Origin of the sequence: Oceanicella actignis (assembly GCF_900111545.1) — a bacterium.
In the GTDB taxonomy this organism is placed as follows: Bacteria; Pseudomonadota; Alphaproteobacteria; order Rhodobacterales; family Rhodobacteraceae; genus Oceanicella; species Oceanicella actignis.
The window spans coordinates 161,420-180,019 of sequence record NZ_FOHL01000007.1; the positions used below are offsets into that span (position 1 = coordinate 161,420).

19 protein-coding genes and 1 pseudogene are annotated in these 18,600 nt (G+C 70.0%); all 20 read right to left on the reverse strand.

Annotated elements, in window-relative coordinates; all coding sequences use genetic code 11:
- Positions 1-129: 129 nt before the first annotated feature.
- Entirely contained in the window at positions 130-909 is a 780-nt protein-coding gene (locus tag BMW67_RS11925; protein WP_072747763.1) for an amino acid ABC transporter ATP-binding protein, read from the reverse strand.
- A gap of 11 nt (positions 910-920) precedes the next feature.
- Entirely contained in the window at positions 921-2,240 is a 1,320-nt protein-coding gene (locus BMW67_RS11930) for an amino acid ABC transporter permease (protein ID WP_072747764.1), read from the reverse strand.
- Between the two features lie 509 nt (positions 2,241-2,749).
- Positions 2,750-3,970: pseudogene (locus BMW67_RS11935) on the reverse strand (amino acid ABC transporter permease); the annotation flags it as partial.
- Between the two features lie 145 nt (positions 3,971-4,115).
- Positions 4,116-5,132: an amino acid ABC transporter substrate-binding protein gene (locus BMW67_RS11940; RefSeq protein WP_072747766.1), complete on the reverse strand. Its 1,017-nt coding sequence runs from the start codon at positions 5,130-5,132 to the stop codon at positions 4,116-4,118.
- A gap of 607 nt (positions 5,133-5,739) precedes the next feature.
- A complete protein-coding gene (locus BMW67_RS11945; protein ID WP_072747767.1) occupies positions 5,740-6,015 on the reverse strand; it encodes an acylphosphatase in 276 nt (91 codons plus the stop codon).
- 13 nt (positions 6,016-6,028) lie between these two features.
- The gene (locus tag BMW67_RS11950; protein ID WP_072747768.1) at positions 6,029-6,874 is read right to left on the reverse strand and encodes a fumarylacetoacetate hydrolase family protein; all 846 of its coding nucleotides are present in this window, start codon (positions 6,872-6,874) and stop codon (positions 6,029-6,031) included.
- 12 nt (positions 6,875-6,886) lie between these two features.
- On the reverse strand, positions 6,887-7,357 hold the full coding sequence (locus BMW67_RS11955; protein ID WP_072747769.1) for a PaaI family thioesterase: 471 nt from the start codon (positions 7,355-7,357) through the stop codon (positions 6,887-6,889).
- Positions 7,354-8,082 (reverse strand): ATP12 family chaperone protein, encoded by a 729-nt coding sequence (locus BMW67_RS11960; RefSeq protein WP_072747770.1) that lies wholly within the window; start codon positions 8,080-8,082, stop codon positions 7,354-7,356. The genes BMW67_RS11955 and BMW67_RS11960 overlap by 4 nt, the downstream gene beginning before the upstream one ends.
- Positions 8,079-8,777 carry an HAD-IA family hydrolase gene (locus tag BMW67_RS11965; RefSeq protein WP_072747771.1) on the reverse strand — a complete coding sequence of 233 codons (699 nt, stop codon included), beginning with the start codon at positions 8,775-8,777 and terminating at the stop codon, positions 8,079-8,081. The genes BMW67_RS11960 and BMW67_RS11965 overlap by 4 nt, the downstream gene beginning before the upstream one ends.
- Before the next feature lie 62 nt (positions 8,778-8,839).
- Positions 8,840-9,895, reverse strand: coding sequence for an RluA family pseudouridine synthase (locus BMW67_RS11970; protein ID WP_072747772.1), 1,056 nt, complete (start codon positions 9,893-9,895; stop codon positions 8,840-8,842).
- Positions 9,892-10,281 carry a fluoride efflux transporter CrcB gene (gene crcB / locus BMW67_RS11975; RefSeq protein ID WP_072747773.1) on the reverse strand — a complete coding sequence of 130 codons (390 nt, stop codon included), beginning with the start codon at positions 10,279-10,281 and terminating at the stop codon, positions 9,892-9,894. The genes BMW67_RS11970 and crcB overlap by 4 nt, the downstream gene beginning before the upstream one ends.
- Before the next feature lie 30 nt (positions 10,282-10,311).
- Positions 10,312-10,800, reverse strand: a complete 489-nt coding sequence (locus BMW67_RS11980; RefSeq protein ID WP_072747774.1) for a BLUF domain-containing protein — start codon at positions 10,798-10,800, stop codon at positions 10,312-10,314.
- An 88-nt stretch (positions 10,801-10,888) separates the two neighbouring features.
- Positions 10,889-12,244, reverse strand: a complete 1,356-nt coding sequence (locus BMW67_RS11985; protein WP_072747775.1) for a replication-associated recombination protein A — start codon at positions 12,242-12,244, stop codon at positions 10,889-10,891.
- Between the two features lie 6 nt (positions 12,245-12,250).
- Positions 12,251-13,651: a Do family serine endopeptidase gene (locus BMW67_RS11990; protein ID WP_072747824.1), complete on the reverse strand. Its 1,401-nt coding sequence runs from the start codon at positions 13,649-13,651 to the stop codon at positions 12,251-12,253.
- A gap of 192 nt (positions 13,652-13,843) precedes the next feature.
- Positions 13,844-14,266, reverse strand: coding sequence for a 50S ribosomal protein L17 (gene rplQ, locus BMW67_RS11995; protein WP_072747776.1), 423 nt, complete (start codon positions 14,264-14,266; stop codon positions 13,844-13,846).
- A gap of 105 nt (positions 14,267-14,371) precedes the next feature.
- Entirely contained in the window at positions 14,372-15,388 is a 1,017-nt protein-coding gene (locus BMW67_RS12000) for a DNA-directed RNA polymerase subunit alpha (protein WP_072747777.1), read from the reverse strand.
- 139 nt (positions 15,389-15,527) lie between these two features.
- Positions 15,528-15,917 (reverse strand): 30S ribosomal protein S11, encoded by a 390-nt coding sequence (gene rpsK, locus BMW67_RS12005; RefSeq protein WP_072747778.1) that lies wholly within the window; start codon positions 15,915-15,917, stop codon positions 15,528-15,530.
- Positions 15,918-15,929: 12 nt separating this feature from the next.
- Positions 15,930-16,298, reverse strand: a complete 369-nt coding sequence (gene rpsM / locus BMW67_RS12010; RefSeq protein ID WP_072747779.1) for a 30S ribosomal protein S13 — start codon at positions 16,296-16,298, stop codon at positions 15,930-15,932.
- A 271-nt stretch (positions 16,299-16,569) separates the two neighbouring features.
- Positions 16,570-17,220: an adenylate kinase gene (locus tag BMW67_RS12015; protein WP_072747780.1), complete on the reverse strand. Its 651-nt coding sequence runs from the start codon at positions 17,218-17,220 to the stop codon at positions 16,570-16,572.
- Positions 17,220-18,578: a preprotein translocase subunit SecY gene (gene secY / locus BMW67_RS12020; protein ID WP_072747781.1), complete on the reverse strand. Its 1,359-nt coding sequence runs from the start codon at positions 18,576-18,578 to the stop codon at positions 17,220-17,222. Before secY ends, BMW67_RS12015 begins: the two co-directional genes overlap by 1 nt.
- Positions 18,579-18,600: the final 22 nt, after the last annotated feature.

Genomic DNA, 18,600 nt, shown 5'->3' on the forward strand with positions numbered 1-18,600 from the left:
TCTCCGGCCCGAGGGCGCCCGCGCCCAAGGCCAGGCGCCCCGCCCCGAGTCGCGCGCCAGGGACGCCGCGCGAAACGCAGCGCCCCGCCGCCCGAGGGCGGCGGGGCGCATCCTTGCGAAACCGGCGCTTCAGTGCCCCAGGATCTGGCTCAGGAACAGCTTGGTGCGCTCGCTCTGCGGGTTGAGGAAGAACTCCTCGGGTTCGTTCTGCTCGACGATCTGGCCCTGGTCCATGAAGATGACCCGGTTAGCCACCTGGCGGGCGAAGCCCATCTCGTGCGTGACGCACAGCATGGTCATGCCCTCCTGCGCCAGCTCGATCATGGTGTCGAGCACCTCCTTGATCATCTCGGGGTCGAGCGCCGAGGTCGGCTCGTCGAACAGCATGATCCGCGGCTTCATGCACAGCGCCCGCGCGATGGCCACGCGCTGCTGCTGGCCGCCCGACAGCTGGCCGGGATACTTGTGCGCCTGGTCGGGGATCTTGACCTTCTCGAGGAAATGCATGGCGATCTCCTCGGCCTCGCGGCGCGGGGTCTTGCGCACCCAGATCGGCGCCAGGGTGCAGTTCTCGAGGATCGTCAGATGCGGGAACAGGTTGAAGTGCTGGAACACCATCCCGACCTCGGAGCGGATCTTGTCGATGTTCTTCAGATCCGAGGTCAGCTCGATGCCGTCCACCACGATCTTGCCCTTCTGATGCTCCTCGAGCCGGTTGATGCAGCGGATCAGCGTGGACTTGCCCGAACCCGAGGGGCCGCAGATGACGATCCGCTCGCCCCGGTTCACGGTCAGGTTGATGTCGCGCAGAACGTGGAACTCGCCGTACCACTTGTTCATGTTCACGATCTCGACGGCCACCTCGTCCGAGACGACCATGTTCGAGGTGTCGATGGCGGTGTTGGTCATGGGTTCGGTCCTCAACGATGGTCGGTCTTCAGCTTGCCCTCGAGATACATCGAGTAGCGGGACATGCCGAAGCAGAAGATGAAGAAGAAGAGCGCCACGAAGCCGTAGAACTCCCACACTATGCCGTTCCAGTTCGAGTCCGCGCGCATGGGCGCGATGATGCCCACCGGGTCGAGCAGACCGATGACCGACACCAGCGTCGTGTCCTTGAACAGGCCGATGAAGGTGTTGACGATGCCGGGGATCGAGATCTTGAGCGCCTGCGGCAGGATCACCAGCCGCATGGACTTCCAGTAATCCAGCCCCAGCGCCGCCGCCGCCTCGTACTGCCCCTGCGGCAGCGCCGCCAGGCCGCCGCGGATCACCTCGGCCATGTAGGCCGCGGCGAACAGCGTCACCATGATGACCACGCGCAGGATCAGGTCGAAGCTGGTGCCCGGCGGCAGGAAGTAGTTGAGCAGCGTCGAGGCCACGAACAGCAGCGTGATGAGCGGCACGCCGCGGATGAACTCGATGAAGGCGACGCAGATGCCCTTGAGCACCGGCAGATCCGACTTGCGCCCCAGCGCCAGCAGGATGCCCAGCGGCAGCGACATGGCGATGCCCGAAACGCCCAGGATCAGCGCCAGCAGGAAGCCGCCCAGCTTGGCGCTTTCCACATGCTCGATCGACAGCGGCAGAACGGCCTGCATCGCCTCGGCCGCCGACGAGGCGGCGAACAGCCACCACAGCACGGCCGCCAGCCCCGCCGCCGCCGCCGCGGCCGCCAGCCCCAGCTGCACGACGCCGCCGCTCAGCGCGCGGAACGCCGCATAGGCCACCGCGAAGCCCGCCATGGCCGAGAGCGGCGCCCACAGGCTGTCTCCCCAGATCAGCCAGTAGGCCAGGAAGGGATACACGGCCGAGAAGACCAGCATCTTGCGCGGCAGATGCGCGAACAGGACCGGCGCCAGCGCGACCAGCAGCAGCGCGAAGGCCAGGATCGGGCGCCAGTAGAGCTCGGACGGGTAGAAGCCGAACATGAACTGGTTGAAGCGCTCGTTGATCACGGCCCAGCAGGCGAACGACCCCTCGACGCCCGCGGCGCGCGCGATCTCGCGGCACTCGGCCAGAGATCCGGCCTTCCACACGGCGTCGATGAAGGCCCAGCGGATGATCTCGGGCGTCAGCCACAGCACGAAGGCGATCGAGACGAGCGTCAGCAGGGCGTTGAGCGGCGTCGGGAACAGATGCTCGCGCGCCCAGTGGATCGGCCCGACGCTGCCCGAGGGCGGCGGCGAGGGCGGGATCATCTTCGTGGCGACGAAGGCGACGGACTTGGCGTTGGACATCACCCGGCCTCCTTGACGCGGTTGAGATAGGTCAGGTTCGGCCGCTTTCCGAACAGCAGATAGGCGATGGCCGCCACCTGCGCCGCGAAGCCGCCATAGGTGACCACGCCGTCGGGCAGGTCGGCCGCAAGCCCGTCCAGATCGACGCCGAGCAGGCTTGCCGCCACCCACAGGACCAGGGTCAGCGCGGCGAAGTCGATGGCGCGGAAGTGCTTGAACACGATCGTCAGGAAGGCGGACATGGTCGAGGCCGTCAGCGCCAGGAAGACGATCTGCCGCGAGGTCGGCCACAGGAAATAGGGCTCGCGCTGGGCGGGCGTGTCCATCAGGAACAGGTAGACCAGCAGCGCAAGCCAAATCGCGCCGTAAAGCAGCACGACCAGGTTCAGCCAGCCCGCCACGCCGTAAAGCGGCTGGTGCTGCGCGTCGCCCTTGGTCAGGTTGCGCCACGGGCCCGTGACGTTGTTGAGCAGATGGCCCAGCGACGGCGCGAAGCCCGTCGCCGAGGTGCGCTCGACCAGCTTCACCTGCTCGTTATACAGGTTCATCACCATCGAGATGGTCAGCGAGATGCTCAGGTAGAACACCATGAGCAGCATCAGCGTTTCCATCTCCTTGCCCGTCTGGTTGAGCGTGATGCCCCCCAGCGTGCCCGTGGCGTCCATGTAGCCCACGGCGATGGCCAGCGACGAGTTCTTGGTCAGGTTCAGATATTGCGAGATCAGCGGCGGAATGATCACGCGCATCGCCTGCGGCAGGATCACCAGCTGCATGGTGCGCCGCGGCCGCAGACCCAGCGCGTAGGCGGCCTCGGTCTGCCCCTTGGGCACCGACAGGATGCCCGCGCGCACGTTCTCGGCGATGAAGGCGCCGGTGTAGATCGACAGCGCCAGCCACAGCGCGACCAGCGAGTTGCGCATGTAGATGCCGCCCTGGAAGTTGAACCCCTTCAGAACCGGCGATTCCATGGTGATCGGCGGCGCGCCCACGGCCGACAGGACCAGCATCACGACCAGCGGCAGCCCCACGATCAGCCCGAGCCGCACCGGCAGGACGGGCAGGATCTCGCCCGTGTCCTGCTGCACCCGGCGCGCATGGCGCGCATAGCCGATCGACAGCAGGATCCCGACGATCAGCGCGCCCACCACCCAGGCCGACCCGTCGTGAAAGACCGGGCCGGGCACGTAGAAGCCGCGGTTCGTGGCCACGACGCCCGTGTCGACCAGGCCGAAAAGCGACAGCGTGCCCGCCTGCTTGGGATGGGGCAGGAACTCGTCGAACACGGCGGCCAGAAGCAGGATCTGGATAAGCACCGGGATGTTTCGGACCGTCTCGACATAGACGGTCATCAGCTTGGCCACGATCCAGTTGTTCGACAACCGCAGCACGCCCGCGACGACGCCGATCACGGTGGCCAGGGCGCAGCCCAGCACCGCCACCAGCAGCGTGTTCAGAATGCCCACCACCGCGGCGGTCGCATGGCTGGAGCGCGAGGTGTATTCGATGAGCCGCTGGTTGATGTCATAGCCCGCCGGCTCGGTCATGAACCGGAAGCTGAAGTCCTTTCCCAGCGCCGCCAGATTGCTGATGACGTTGTCCACCAGCCAGTAGCCGGCGGTCAGGAACGCGATCAGGGCGATCGTCTGGATCGTCGCGCCGCGATAGCGCGTGTCCGACAGGAGCATCCCGATGCGGAATCCTCCCTGCGAAGGGTCAGTGACGGCGGTCATGCAGCCCGCTCCCTCAACCTGTCGTGGGGGGTAAGCGCCGCCGGCCCCAGGGCGCGCGGATCGATGCGGCGCGCGGGCGGGCCTCGGTCGGCGGTCGGCAAAAGATCCGGGCGGGACGGCGCGCGCCCCGCCCGGCTGGTTCGGATCAGCGGAACGGCGGCGCGTAAAGCAGCCCGCCCTGGGTCCACTGCGCGTTCAGGCCGCGCGCCAGGCCCACCGGGGTGTCCTCGCCGATGTAGCGGTCGAAGATCTCGCCATAGTTGCCGCCGGCCTTGATGGCGTTCACGGCCCAGTCCTTGCCCAGACCGATCATCTTGCCATACTCGCCCTCGGCGCCCAGCAGGCGGTTGATCTCGGGATCGTTGGTGCCCTTCGCCATCTCTTCGACGTTGGCGGCGGTGATGCCCTTCTCCTCGGCGATGATCAGCGCGTTGAGCGTCCAGCGCACCAGGTCGCCCCACTCGTTGTCGCCATGGCGCACCAGCGGGCCGAGGGGCTCTTTCGAGATGATCTCGGGCAGGATCACATGCGCCTTCGGATCCTCGAAGGTCGAGCGCGTGGCCGCCAGGCCCGAGGCGTCGGTGGTGTAGACGTCGCAGGCGCCGGCCAGATACTTCTGACGCGCCTCGGCGTTGGTCTCGATCGGCACCGGCTCGTAGCTCATGCCGTTGACGCGGAAGAAGTCCGCCAGGTTGAGCTCGGTGGTGGTGCCGGTCTGGATGCAGACCGTGGCGCCGTCAAGCTCCTTGGCCGAGGTCACGCCCAGATCCTTGCGGACCATGAAGCCCTGGCCGTCGTAGTAGTTCACGCCCACGAAGTCGAAGCCCAGATCCGTGTCGCGCGAGAAGGTCCAGGTGGTGTTGCGCGCCAGCATGTCCACCTCGCCCGAGGCGAGCGCGGTGAAGCGGGTCTTGCCGGTGGTCGGGGTGAACTTGACCGCCTTCGGATCGCCGAAGATCGCGGCGGCCACGGCGCGGCAGACCGCGACGTCGAAGCCCTGCCACTCGCCGTCGGCGTCGGTGAAGGCGAAGCCGGGAACGCCGGTGGCGACGCCGCACTGCAGATGGCCCTTGGCCTTGACGTCCTCGAGCGTGTTGGCCGAGGCCGCGCCGGCGGCAAGGCCGATGGCTGCGACCGCGCCGAGAATCAGCGAATGTTTCATGTGACACCTCTCTGTCGACCGCGGCTTGGGGTCCGCGGAGTTCGTTTGGGGGCAGGCGCCGCGCGGCGCCTCCGGACCGTAGATCGGCCAGGACCTCCCTTGGCCCATCACGGACAATGAACAGGCCCTTCAACGCCCGTCAAGTGCGCCCCGCCCGCGCAGGCCCGCAAGCCTGCGGAGCCGGGCGCGGGGCGAAGGTAAGCAAAGGCGACCTTCCTTCCTTGCCGCCGCCGCGCATTCGCCCCATTCCCGCCATCTTTGCGCGGCCGGGCTCAGGCCCTGCGGCGCGCGCCTTAAGGATATGGCGCCGCCGATGGTTTCGCAGGAAACATTATGAGCGCCCGGCAAGCTGAACCTCGCCTGAAGGCGCCATCCGCCCGGGCGCCGAGCGGCGCGTCGCAAGCGCGGCGGCGTATTGGGTCATGAATGCTGACGCTTCATGCCGCCAAGCCATTGGGCGGCGGCCCGGCGCGGGCATTTCGCCGCCCCGCCGGGGGCGCCCGCCGATGCGGCGCGGAACAACCGAAGGGCGATGTTCACGCCCGCGCCGCAGCCCCGGCGCGCAGCCGGAAGGGCCGCCGCACGGGCGGCGAATCATGTGCGAATCTCAGAAGCGGGCGTGGAAGGGCGCGTCTCCCGCCAGCGATTCGTCCGCCTCCTCGGACGCGACTGAATCGACGCGCGCGGCCGGCGGGCCCGCGCGGCACGCCTCGGCGAAGGCGCGCAGCGCTTCGGGGTCGCCGGCGGCCACGGCCTCGACCGCGCCGTCGGGCAGATTGCGCACCCAGCCGCGCAGCCCCAGCGCCCGCCCGCGCCCGGCGGCCCAGGCGCGGTAGCCCACGCCCTGCACCCGCCCGCGGATCGTCAGGCGCAGCGCCGCCATCCCCCGCCCCCGCTCAGCCCGGCCAGGCCAGCGCCGTCTGGCGCTGATCGCCCAGCCCGGTCACGCCCAGCTCCAGCACGTCGCCCGGGCGCAGGAAACGCTGCGGCGTCTGGCCCATGCCCACGCCCTCGGGCGTGCCGGTGGCGATGATGTCGCCCGGGCGCAGACGCATGTGGCGGCTCATGTAGCTGATGATCTCGGCCACCGAGAAGATCATGTCGGCGGTGCTCGAAAGCTGCTGCGTCTCGCCGTTCAGATCCAGCCACAGGGGCAGGTCCTGCGGGTCGGGAACCTCGTCCGCCGTCACCAGCCAGGGGCCGATCGGGCCGAAGCCGGGAGCGGACTTGCCCTTGCTCCACTGCCCCGTGCCCTCGAGCTGCCAGGCGCGCTCGGACAGGTCGTTGACCACGCAATACCCCGCCACGCAGGACAGCGCCTCGGCCTCGGAGACATGCTCGACCTCGGCGCCGATCACCACGCCCAGCTCGACCTCCCAGTCGGTCTTGACGCTGCCCTTGGGGATCACGATCGGGTCGAACGGTCCGGCCAGCGCCGTGGTCGCCTTCGAGAACAGCACCGGCTCGGCCGGCGGCTGGGCGCCCGCCTCGGCGGCGTGGCGGGCATAGTTGAGCCCCACGCAGTGAAAGTTCGGAACCCATGCAAGGCACGCGCCAAGGCGCTCGGCCTCGACCACGGGCAGATCCTCGGGCCGCAGCGCGCGCAGCCGGTCGAGCGCGCGCAGCGACACCGCGTCGCCCGCCAGGTCCGAGACATGGGCCGACAGGTCGCGCACCTGGCCCTCGGCGTCCAGAAGACCCGGCTTCTCGGCCCCGCGCGGGCCCCATCGCAGCAGCTTCATCGCATCCCCCGTTCAGAAATCGAAGACCAGACAGGTGGTCGAGCCGGTGGCGTAAAGCTTGCCGTCCTGCTCGCCGATCATGCGCCCCACCGCCACGCCCGAGCGCCGGCCCACATGCTGCGCCTCGCCCACCGCCAGGATCGGCCCGGTGTCGGCGAAGACCGGGCGCACGATGTTGATCTTGTATTCCAGCGTGGTGTAGCCGCGCCCGGCGGGCAGCAGGGTCTGCACCGCGCAGGCCATGCAGCTGTCGAGCAGCGTGCCGAACCAGCCGCCATGCACCGAGCCGATGGGGTTGTAGGCCTGCGCCGGCGCCTTGCCGCGAAAGACCACGCGGCCCTCTTCGACCTCGTGCAGCGCATAGCCCAGAACCTGCGCGATCGGGGCCGGCGGAAGGCGCCCGTCGAGAATGGCGCGCATGAACTCGAGCCCCGACATCGAGGCGATCGTCTCGCGGCTGGGGATGTCGGGCGCGTCGGTCATTGCGGCTCTTCCTCTTTCGTGTCGTCCATCAGCGCCAGCAGGCGCGCGGCGGCGTCCAGATCGGACTTGCGCCGGGCGGCGGCGGCCTCGGCCTCGGCGTCGCGGCCCCACAGCTCGGCCTGATGCTCTTCGTCGATGCGCGAAAGCGCCCAGGCCTCGTCGGCGCTCAGCCGCCCCTCGAGCACCGCCAGCGCCAGGATCAGCGAGCCGGTGATGGTCGTCAGCTCGTGCATCGCCACCATGCGGAACGGATCGAGCGCCGCCACCGCCGCCCGAAGCGCAGCCAGAGAGGCCGGCGGCTGGGCCACATGCATCACGCCCTGCCCCAGGACCAGCGGCGCGCCGTAGCGCGCGCGCGCCCATTCAAGCAGCGGATCCCAGCCCGCGGCCTGGCGCGCGACCAGCTCGCGCGGGTGCTCGGCCCGGTAGCACAGCAGGTCGGACCCGCCGAATTCGGCGATCATGCGCGCCGTCTCTTCGCGATGGGCGGCGACGCGGTCGATGGCGCTGTTGGCCGAGCGGGTCAGCGGCATGGTCCCGGGACGCAGCTCTTCGCCCTGAGCGTCCCATTCGGCGGCGATGGCCCGGCCCAGCGCCGCGGTCGGCGCGGCCAGAAGCGCGCCGCCGGGCGTGCGCACGGGCCGCCCGTCCAGCTCGACCGCCCAGCCCTCGGGGCGGCGCACGGCGCGGGCCTCTTTCCAGAACCGTTTGCGCAACATGCTCATGCGGTCGCTCCCCGGGCTTGCCACAGCGCGTGAAGCGCGTCGTCCAGATCCTCGAAACGGTCGATCACCGCCGCCGCGCCCGCCTGGCGCAGGCTTTCGGCGTCGTGATAGCCCCAGGCGACGCCGATCGCCGACATGCCGGCGGCGCGCGCCATGGCCACGTCGAAGGTGGTGTCGCCGATCATCACCGCCGCCTCGGCGGCGACGCCGGTGCGGCGCATGGCGCCGAGCAGCATGTCAGGATGCGGCTTGGAGGGGTGCTCGTCCGCGGTGTGGGTGGTGTGGAAGAAATGCCCAAGCCCATGAGCCCGCAGCGCGTGATCGAGCCCGCGCCGCGCCTTGCCGGTGGCCACGCCCAGGAACACCTCGTCGCGTGCGGCCAGCCGCTCGAGCGCCTCGCGCGCGCCGGGGTAAAGCGGGGCCGAGGCCTCGCCCCCCTTTTCGGCGCGCAGGTCGATGAAGCTGCGCTTGTAAAGCGCGGCCACGCGCTCGGCCTCGGCCGGGGGCAGATCGGGCGCCAGCGCGCTCACGGCCTCGACCAGCGACAGGCCGACGATGGACAGGATGCGCGAATCCTCGGGCGCGGCCAGGCCGGCTGCGGCGAAGCCGCGGCGCATGGCCTCGATGATGAATTCCTGACTGTCCATCAACGTGCCGTCCACGTCGAACACGGCCAGTCGCAGGGGGGCTGTCACGGCGAACTCCGTCAGGTTTGCGAATGAAATGGATAGCTGCGCGCGCCGCCGCCCGCAAGCGCTCAGCCCAGCTCCTCGAACGGGTCGGCGGGGGCGTCTTCGGGGCGCCAGCCGAACAGCTCCCAGGTGCGGGCCATGTGCTCGGGCAAGGGCGCGGTCAGGGTGATGAGGCGCTCTTGCGCCGGGTGGCGGAAGGTCAGGCTGCGCGCGTGAAGGTGCAGCTTGCGGCTGACCGCGCCGCCCAGCTGCGCGCCCCAGCCGTCGCCCTCGTTGGTCTGGCCCGAGCCGCCATACTTGCCGTCGCCCACGATGGGATGGCCGATCTGGGCCATGTGCGCGCGCAGCTGATGGGTGCGCCCGGTCACCGGCGCCAGCGCGACCCAGGCGGCGCGGCGCCCGGCGGCCTCGATGACGGCGAAATCGGTCACGGCGGGCTTCGCGCCAGGCGTGCCGGCGACCTGGTCGGGGTGGATGCAGCGCATCTTCTCGCCCTCGCCGCCGGGGCCGCGGCCGCCGGCCTTGACCAGCCCGTAGCTGATCGTGCCGGCGCGCGGGCTTGGCACGCCGGCCACGGCGGCCCAGTAGATCTTGCGCGTGCGGCGGCCGTGGAACCCCTTGGCCAGGGCGCGCGCGGCGCGGGCGGTGCGCGCCATGAGCAGCACGCCCGAGGTGTCCTTGTCCAGGCGGTGGACCAGGCGCGGCGGCTCGTCCGCGCCGAAGCGCAGCGCCTCGGACAGCGCGTCGAGGTGCCGGCTCTGGCCCGAGCCGCCCTGCACGGGCAGACCCGCCGGCTTGTCGATGGCCAGGACATGCTCGTCGCGATAGATCACGCGCGCCTGGATCATGCGCGCATCCTCGGCCGAAACCGGGCGCGGGTCGGCGCGGCGCGGCGCGGCGGCCTGCGGGTCGGGCTCGGGCAGCGGCGGCACGCGCACCACCTGCCCCGCCTCGAGCCGCGTCGAGGCCTTGGCCCGCCCGCCATCCACCCGCAGCTCGCCCTTGCGCAGCATCTTCTCGATGCGGCCCTGGCCAAGATGGGGAAAGCGCCGCCGCAGCCAGCGGTCGAGCCGCTGGTCGGCCTCGTCGGGAGCGACGGTCAGGTGCTGGACGCCGCTCATGACGCCGCGCCCAGAAGCGCGCGCGCGCCCGCCATGCCCAGCACCAGCCCCAGCAGCGCCAGCCCGACCGATCCGGCCATGTAGGCCGCCGCCGCGCCGAAGCGCCCGCGCTCGATCAGGAAGGCGGCGTCGAGCGAGAAGGCCGAGAAGGTGGTGAAGCCGCCCAGCACGCCCGTCATCGCGAAGGGGGCGAAGCGTTGCCAGGCGCCGGGGGCGCGCTCCATCAGCGCGACGGCCAGCACGCCCATCAGCACGCTGCCCGCGACGTTGACGATCGCGGTCCCCCAGGGAAAGTCCATGCCGAAGGCCCGCCCGCTCCAGCGGACCACGAGAAAGCGGAGCAGCGCGCCAAGCGCGCCCCCCGCGGCGACGGATGCGTAGGTCATGGCGCTAGTTGACGCCCCCGCGCGCGAAGGTCAAGCGAGTCGGAGCGGAAGCGGCCCAAGTTGCGGCCCACGCGCCAGCGCCTCGGCCAGCAGCTCGGCCGCGCGCACCTTGGCGTCGAGGCGCGGGCGCGGCGGCAGGCCGCCCTCGGCGGGGTGGAACAGCGTCACCTCGCGATCGGGCATGCGCACGTCCAGCCCGGCGCCGGGGGCCATGCGCGCCTGATCCCATTCGCGAAAGATGACGGTGATCGAGGCCACGCGCGGGTCGATCGCCGTGGCGGAAAGAACGGCGATAACCTCCTCCTCGGGGCCTTCGACCATCTGCAGCGCGCCGTCGGCGGTGGGCAGCAGCATGCCCGTCACCCCCCGCGCCAGATTGCGCCGCGACCAGACCGCCACCTGCCGCAGGGCCACGCCATCCTCGAACCCCGCCGCCCATGCCACGGCGAAGGCCAGCCTTCGGATGCGCTGGATCTGCGCCGCGCCGTCGCCGGCGTGCGCCTCGGTCTGGTCGGACATCGGCTCGTCACCCCAATCGGGGCGACTTTCCGTCACCCGCGTGAACCGATCGTGAAAATGCCCGCCGAATGACGGTTAACGAAGGGGTTCATTCCTCGTCGCGCTCGGCGGCGCGCTGGCGGCGGCGCTTTTCGAACCAGGCCGCGCGGCGGGCCAGCTCGCGCTCGAAGCCGCGCTCCACGGGGACGTAGAAGCGTCGCCGCTCCATGCCGTCGGGAAAGCAGTTCTGCCCCGAAAAGCCGTCCTCGGCGTCGTGGTCGTAAACATAGCCCTCGCCGTGGCCCAGCTCCTTCATCAGCCGCGTGGGCGCGTTGACCAGCGCCTTGGGCGGCGGGATCGAGCCGGTTTCGCGCGCGGCGGCCAGCGCCGCCTTCCACGCGACGTAGGCGGCGTTGGACTTGGGCGCCAGGGCCAGGTGCAGCACCGCCTGCGCCAGGGCCAGCTCGCCCTCGGGCGAGCCCAGCCGCTCGTAGCTTTCCCAAGCCGCAAGGCATTGCTGCACCGCCGAGGGATCGGCCAGGCCGATATCCTCGACCGCCATGCGGGTGACGCGGCGCGCGACGTAGCGCGGATCCTCGCCGGCCGACAGCATCCGCGCCAGCCAGTAAAGCGCCGCGTCCGGGTCCGAGGCGCGCACCGACTTGTGCAGCGCCGAGATCAGGTCGTAATGCCCGTCGCCCGACTTGTCGTAGAGCGGCGCGCGGCGCGACAGGCGGCGCGAAAGCTCGTCCGCGCCCACATGCCGAACGCCCAGCGCGAACAGCTGCTCGGCCATGTTCAGAAGCGCGCGCCCGTCGCCGTCGGCCATCGCGATCAGCGCCGCGCGCCCGGCCTTGTCGAGCGGCAGCGCGCGTCCCGCCGCCGCCTCGGCCCGCGCCAGCAGCGCCTCGAGCGCCTCGGGGCCCAGAGGGCGCAGCGTCAGCACCTGCGCGCGCGACAAGAGCGCGCGGTTCAACTCGAAAGAGGGATTCTCGGTCGTCGCGCCGACCAGCACGATCGAGCCGTCCTCCATATGCGGAAGGAAGCTGTCCTGCTGGGCCTTGTTGAAGCGGTGGATCTCGTCCACGAACAGCAGCGTCCCGCGCCCGTTCAGCCGTCGCGCGCGGGCCGCGTCGAAGACCTTGCGCAGCTCGGCCACGCCGGCGAAGATCGCGCTGACCTGCACGAAGGTCATGTCCACCCGCCGCGCCAGCAGCCGCGCAATGGTCGTCTTGCCCACACCCGGCGGCCCCCACAGGATCAGCGAGGACGGCGCGCCCCCCGCCAGCATCGCCGCCAGCGGGCCCTCGGGGCCCAGAAGGTGCTCCTGCCCCACCACGTCTTCTAGCCGCTCGGGCCGCAGACGATCGGCCAGCGGCCTGGGCGCGCCGCCGGCCTCGGCGCCCTGGGCGGGCGCGGCCGGCTGGGCGGGCGTTGCGGGGTCGGGATCGAACAGGTCGGCCATGCGCGCTCAGCCCCGGAAGACCAGCGCGCCCGCGCGCCCGTCGCGCAGGATGTCGATGCGCCAGCCGCGCGCGGGCTCGCGCGCGATGCGCTCGAGCTCGCGCGTGGTCGCGACCTTGCGCCCATTCACGGCCAGGATGACGTCGCCCGGCCGGAAGCCCAGCGCCAGCGCGCCCGGCGGCGCGCCCACGACCGCCACGCCCTCGAGCGTCGAGGGCAGGCCCATCTCCTCGGCCGCCGCGGGGTTGAGGTTGATGACCTCGAGCCCGGCCAGCGGCCCGTCGCCGCCCAGCCGGTGCGGATCGCGCGGCGGCTCTTCGGGCGCGGCGATCAGGCGCAGCCGCGCCTTGCGCCGCTTGCCGTCGCGCAGCCAGACGACCTCGGCCGTCGCGCCGACGCCGCGCGCGGCAAGGCGGAATTCGAGCTCGGCCGGAGAAGAGACCTGCCCGCCCGCGACGCGCACGATCACGTCGCCGCGCCGCAGGCCGGCCTTGGCGAAGGGGCTCAGGGGGTGCGCCCGCTCGACCAGCAGCCCGCGCGGCCGGTCGAGCCCCAGCGCCTCGGCCAGCGTCTCGTCCAGCGGCTGCACCTCGATGCCGCTCCAGGGACGCATGAGGGCGCTGCGCCCCTGCTCGGCCTGCATCACGGCCTGGCGCACCAGCTCGGCCGGGATGGCGAAGCCGATGCCGTTCGAGCCGCCCGAGCGCGACAGGATCATGGTGTTGATCCCCACCAGCCGCCCCGACATGTCCACCAGCGCGCCGCCCGAATTGCCCGGGTTGATGGCCGCGTCGGTCTGGATGAAATAGCCGCGCCCGTCGCGCGCCGAGCGCGCCAGCCCCGAGACGATGCCGCTGGTCACGGTCTGCCCGACGCCGAAGGGATTGCCGATGGCCAGCACCAGGTCGCCGACCTCGAGCGCGTCGGAATCGCGCAGCTCGAGCGCCGGCAGCCCCCGCGCGCCCGCCAGGCGCAGCACGGCAAGGTCGCTTTGCTGGTCGTCCAGAATGACCTCGGCGTCGAATTCGCGCCCGTCCTGCAGCACCACGCGAATCTCGCTGGCGCCGCCCACGACGTGGTGGTTCGACACCACCAGGCCGTTCGGCCGCAGGATCACCCCCGAGCCGAGCGAGTTCTCGACCCGCCGGCCCCGCGGCATCAGATCGCCGAACAGGCGCTCGAAGAACGGATCGCCCGCGAAGGGGCTGAGCCGCCGCTCGACCAGCTTGCGGGCGTAGATGTTGACCACCGCCGGCGCCGCGCGCCGGACCACGGGCGCGAAGCTCAGCTGGATCTGCGCGCGGTCGCCGGGCGCCTTGCGCTCGGCCGCCGCGGGGCCGGCCCAGACCCCCGCCGCCAGCGCCGCAAACGCCAGCGCCGCCCCGGCCCGCCGAAGGTTTCGCGCCATGTCGTTCATGCCCGGCCTCCTTTCGTGCAGCGCCGCGCGCGGCGCAGCCATGCCATCGCCCATCCGGATGGGCCCAGATGCGGCCTGCGCCAGATATAGACCCCGCCGGAGGCGGGCGAAAGGCGCACGAAAAAGGGCGCGCGCCCCGCGGCGCGCGCCCTGCCGGATGCTCCCGCCCCGAAGGGCCGGGCGTCACTCTTCGGCCGCTTCCTCTTCGGCGGCGACGCGGGCCTTGTCGGCCGCGCCCTTGGCCGCCGGATCGCGGTCGACCAGCTCGATGATCGCCATCGGGGCCATGTCGCCATAGCGGAAGCCCGCCTTGAGCACGCGCGAGTAGCCGCCCGGGCGCTCGGCGTAGCGGGGGCCGAGAACGTCGAACAGCTTCTTCACCGCCTCTTCCGACTTCAGCTGCGCGGCAGCCTGACGGCGGGCGTGCAGGTCGCCGCGCTTGCCCAGCGTGATGATCTTGTCGATGATCCGCTTCAGCTCCTTGGCCTTGGGCAGCGTGGTCTTGATCTGCTCGTGGATGATGAGCGAGGTCGCCATGTTGGCGAACATCGCCTTGCGGTGCTCATGAGTCCGGTTGAGCTTGCGGTAGCCGTTGCCGTGCCGCATGTCGTGTCTCCTTCAGGGTTATGCTTTGTCCGGCCTCGTCTGTCGGAGGCCTCCTTGGGGCGCGGGGCCCGGGGCCCGGCCGCGCCTGGCGCGGCCGGAAGGCGGTCAGAACTGGTCTTCGTATTTGCGCGCCAGCTCTTCGATGTTCTCGGGCGGCCAGTCGGGAATGTCCATCCCGAGGTGCAGCCCCATCGAGGACAGCACCTCCTTGATCTCGTTGAGCGACTTGCGGCCGAAATTCGGCGTGCGCAGCATCTCGGCCTCGGTCTTCTGGATCAGGTCGCCGATGTAGACGATGTTGTCGTTCTTCAGGCAGTTGGCCGAACGCACCGACAGTTCGAGCTCGTCGACCTTCTTGAGCAGCAGCGGGTTGAACTCCAGCTCGTCCTGCTCCTCGTGGCGGCCCGAGACCTCGGGCTCCTCGAAGTTGACGAAGACCTGCAGCTGGTCCTGCAGGATCCGCGCCGCATAGGCGATGGCGTCCTCGGGCGCGACCGAGCCGTCGGTCTCGACCGTCAGGGTCAGCTTGTCGTAGTCGAGCACCTGCCCCTCGCGGGTCGGCTCGACCTTGTAGGACACGCGGCGCACCGGCGAGTAGAGCGCATCGACCGGGATGAGGCCGATCGGCGCGTCCTCGACCTTGGCCTTGTCGGCCGAGACGTAGCCCTTGCCGGTGTTGACGGTGACTTCCATGTGGAACTTGGCGCCCTCGTCAAGATGGCAGATGACGTGGTCGGGGTTGAGGATGGTGATGCCGTTGGTCACCTCGAACTGACCCGCGGTCACCACGCCCGGCCCCTCGGCGCGCAGGCTGATGCGCTTGGGGCCCTCGACCTCCATCTTCACCGCCACGCCCTTGACGTTGAGCACGATGTCGGTCACGTCCTCGCGCACGCCGGGGACCGACGAGAACTCGTGCAGCACGCCGTCGATCTGGATCGAGGTGATCGCCGCGCCCTGCAGCGACGACAGCAGCACTCGCCGCAGCGCATTGCCCAGCGTCAGGCCGAAGCCGCGCTCGAGCGGCTCGGCGATGGCGACCGCCTGGCGCGCCGGATCGTCGCCGGGCTTGATCTCGAGCCCGTTCGGCCGGATGAGCTCCTGCCAGTTCTTGTGGATCATGCTTTGGTCCTCCATTCCTGCCCGGACGGGATCCCGCCGTTCCGGACGCCCCGAGGAATTCGTTTTGTTCGCGCGTCCGTCAGAACGCAGACCGGCCCGCTCCGGTCCAGAGCGGGCCCATCATGCTTGTCGCGGCGCGTCAGACGCGGCGGCGCTTGGGCGGCCGGCACCCGTTGTGCGGGATCGGCGTGACGTCGCGGATCGAGGTCACGACCAGACCCACCGCCTGAAGCGCGCGCAGGGCGCTTTCGCGGCCCGAGCCGGGGCCCTGAACCTGCACCTCGACGGTGCGCATGCCATGCTCCTGCGCCTTCTTGGCGGCGTCCTCGGCGGCGACCTGCGCCGCATAGGGCGTGGACTTGCGCGAGCCCTTGAAGCCCATCGCGCCGGCCGACGACCAGGCGATCGCGTTGCCCTGCGCGTCCGAGATCAGGATCTTGGTGTTGTTGAAGGAGGAATTCACGTGGACCACGCCCGACGAGATGTTCTTCCGCTCCTTGCGCTTCAGGCGCTGCTTTTCGCGAGCCATCTGTCCGCCTCCTTACTTCTTCTTGCCGGCGATCGGCTTGGCCGGGCCCTTGCGGGTGCGCGCGTTGGTGTGCGTGCGCTGCCCGCGCACCGGCAGACCGCGGCGATGGCGCAGGCCGCGATAGCAGCCCAGATCCATGAGCCGCTTGATGTTCATCGACACCTCGCGGCGCAGGTCGCCCTCGACCGTGTAGTTGGCGTCGATGTGCTCGCGAATCGCGAGGACTTCGGCGTCGGACAGCTCGTTCACGCGGCGGGATTCGTCGATGCCGACCGCCTCGCAGATCTTCTTGGCCGAGGTGTCTCCGATGCCGTGGATGTAGGTGAGGGCGACATGCACCCTCTTGTTCGTCGGGATGTTAACGCCAGCGATGCGCGCCAAGTTTCAGCTCCGTCGTGTCGGGCGCCCCCGCTTCCGGGGGCGGTGATTTCTCAAAACCAAAACCGACCGAGCGTCACTCAGCCGGTTGCGTGTTCGCCCCGAAGGGCCGTCATCCCGCAATCGCGCCTCGAGGTGAAATGGAGGGCGACTCTCCTGCCTTGGAGAGCGCGCAGTATAGAAGCGCCCGGCCCCGAGTCAACCGCGAGTCAACCGCGTGTGGGCCGTGCGTCGGCGGCGCCCGGACCCTTGATCCGGGCGCCGCCGGGCGGCCTCATTCGTCGAGCGCCTTGCGGATCTCGGCGGCGACCTCCTCGATCGCGCCCAGGCCGTTGACCGTGCGCAGCAGCCCCTTGGCGTAGTAGTAGCCGATCAGGGGCGAAGTGTCGCGGTAGTAGTTGAACAGCCGCTTGCGCATGGATTCTTCGTTGTCGTCCGCGCGCCGCACGAAGCTGTCCTTCGCGCCGCACTTGTCGCACACGCCCTCGACCTTCGGACGCTTGGTCACGTCGTGATAGACCTCGCCGCAGGCGCCGCAGGTGAAGCGGCCGGTGACGCGGGCGATGAGCTCGTCGTCGTCGACGCGCATCTCGATCACCCGGTCCAGCTTCAGCCCCTTGGCTTCCAGCAGCTCGCCCAGCGCGTCGGCCTGGGGCAGCGTGCGCGGGAAGCCGTCGAAGATCACCCCCTTCTCGGCGGCGCCCGATTCGAGCTGCTCGGCGATCAGGCCGATCACGATCTCGTCCGTGACCAGATCGCCGCGGGCCATGATGTCCTTGACCTTGCGCCCCAGCTCGGACCCCGAGGCCTGCGCCGCGCGCAGCATGTCCCCGGTGGAGAGCTGGACCATGCCCCGCTCCTCGATCAGGATCCGCGCCTGGGTGCCCTTGCCGGCGCCCGGCGGACCAAGAAGTATGATGTTCATCAGCGCTTCCTCGCTCCGGCCTTGCCCTTCTTGCCCTTGCCGCGAAGCTTCGATCTTTCGATCAGCCCCTCATACTGATGCGCCAGCAGGTGGCTTTGCACCTGGGTGACCGTGTCCATGGTCACCGAGACGACGATCAGCAGCGACGTGCCGCCAAAGTAGAAGGGCACGCCGAGTTCCGAAATGAGAAATTCGGGCAAGAGACAAATCAGCGCAAGGTAGCCCGCGCCGATCACCGTCAGGCGGTTCAGGACGTAGTCCAGATACTCGGCCGTCTTCTTGCCCGGACGGATGCCGGGCACGTAGCCGCCGTTGCGCTTGAGGTTCTCGGCCACCTCGTCGGGGTTGAAGACCACGGCGGTGTAGAAGAAGGCGAAGAACACGATCAGCGCCACGAACGTGATCAGATAGAGCGGCTGGCCGCGGCCCATATAGGCGGCGACGTAGCTCATGATGCCGCCCGCGCCGCCATCGGCCGAGAAGCTGGCGATCGTGGCCGGCATCAGCAGCAGCGACGAGGCGAAGATGGGCGGGATCACGCCCGCGGTGTTGACCTTGAGCGGCAGGAACGAGTTCTCGCCGCCGAACATCTTCATGCCCACCTGCCGCCGCGGATACTGCACCAGGATCCGGCGCTGGGCGCGCTCGACGAACACCACGCCGGCGATCACCGCCACCGCGCCGATCAGCACCGCCAGCATGGCCGCCACGCTCAGCTGCCCGGTGCGGCCCAGCTCGAAGAACTGCGCCAGGGCCGCGGGCAGCTCGGCGACGATGCCGACATAGATGATGAGCGAGATGCCGTTGCCGATGCCGCGTGCGGTGATCTGCTCGCCCAGCCACATCAGGAACATGGTTCCGCCGACCAGGGTGATGACCGCCGTGGCGCGGAAGAACCAGCCCGGATCGGTCGCCAGGCCCTGCGCCTCCATGCCCACGGCGATGCCGTAAGCCTGCACCGTGGCCAGAACGACCGTGCCGTAGCGGGTATACTGGTTGATCTTGCGCCGGCCCGACTCGCCCTCTTTCTTGAGCTTCTCCAGCTCGGGGACCATCGAGGTCAGCAGCTGCATGATGATCGACGCCGAGATGTAGGGCATGATGCCCAGGGCGAAGATCGCCATCCGGCTGACCGCGCCGCCGGCGAACATGTTGAACACGCCCAGAATGCCCGAGCTCGTCTGCTCGATGAAGCGGCTCAGCTCCACCGGGTCGATGCCGGGCATGGGAATGTAGGTGCCCAGCCGATAGATGATCAGCAGCCCGAGCGTGAACCAGATGCGGTTCTGCAGATCCTTGGCCTTGCCGAAGGTGCTCCAGCTCAGGTTGGCCGCCATTTGCTCCGCAGCAGACGCCATGTGTTCAGGCCTCCATAGCCTT

Bases quoted from the DNA above. Each gene is read 5' to 3' on its own strand.
- crcB (WP_072747773.1), bottom strand. From the start codon at position 10,281: ATGACCTACGCATCCGTCGCCGCGGGGGGCGCGCTTGGCGCGCTGCTC.
- BMW67_RS12000 (WP_072747777.1), bottom strand. From the start codon at position 15,388: ATGATCCACAAGAACTGGCAGGAGCTCATCCGGCCGAACGGGCTCGAG.
- BMW67_RS11955 (WP_072747769.1), bottom strand. From the start codon at position 7,357: ATGACCGACGCGCCCGACATCCCCAGCCGCGAGACGATCGCCTCGATG.
- BMW67_RS11980 (WP_072747774.1), bottom strand. From the start codon at position 10,800: ATGTCCGACCAGACCGAGGCGCACGCCGGCGACGGCGCGGCGCAGATC.
- BMW67_RS11950 (WP_072747768.1), bottom strand. From the start codon at position 6,874: ATGAAGCTGCTGCGATGGGGCCCGCGCGGGGCCGAGAAGCCGGGTCTT.
- BMW67_RS12015 (WP_072747780.1), bottom strand. From the start codon at position 17,220: ATGAACATCATACTTCTTGGTCCGCCGGGCGCCGGCAAGGGCACCCAG.
- secY (WP_072747781.1), bottom strand. From the start codon at position 18,578: ATGGCGTCTGCTGCGGAGCAAATGGCGGCCAACCTGAGCTGGAGCACC.
- BMW67_RS11940 (WP_072747766.1), bottom strand. From the start codon at position 5,132: ATGAAACATTCGCTGATTCTCGGCGCGGTCGCAGCCATCGGCCTTGCC.
- BMW67_RS11925 (WP_072747763.1), bottom strand. From the start codon at position 909: ATGACCAACACCGCCATCGACACCTCGAACATGGTCGTCTCGGACGAG.
- BMW67_RS11970 (WP_072747772.1), bottom strand. From the start codon at position 9,895: ATGAGCGGCGTCCAGCACCTGACCGTCGCTCCCGACGAGGCCGACCAG.
- rpsK (WP_072747778.1), bottom strand. From the start codon at position 15,917: ATGGCTCGCGAAAAGCAGCGCCTGAAGCGCAAGGAGCGGAAGAACATC.
- BMW67_RS11985 (WP_072747775.1), bottom strand. From the start codon at position 12,244: ATGGCCGACCTGTTCGATCCCGACCCCGCAACGCCCGCCCAGCCGGCC.
- BMW67_RS11945 (WP_072747767.1), bottom strand. From the start codon at position 6,015: ATGGCGGCGCTGCGCCTGACGATCCGCGGGCGGGTGCAGGGCGTGGGC.
- BMW67_RS11960 (WP_072747770.1), bottom strand. From the start codon at position 8,082: ATGAGCATGTTGCGCAAACGGTTCTGGAAAGAGGCCCGCGCCGTGCGC.
- BMW67_RS11930 (WP_072747764.1), bottom strand. From the start codon at position 2,240: ATGTCCAACGCCAAGTCCGTCGCCTTCGTCGCCACGAAGATGATCCCG.
- rplQ (WP_072747776.1), bottom strand. From the start codon at position 14,266: ATGCGGCACGGCAACGGCTACCGCAAGCTCAACCGGACTCATGAGCAC.
- BMW67_RS11990 (WP_072747824.1), bottom strand. From the start codon at position 13,651: ATGGCGCGAAACCTTCGGCGGGCCGGGGCGGCGCTGGCGTTTGCGGCG.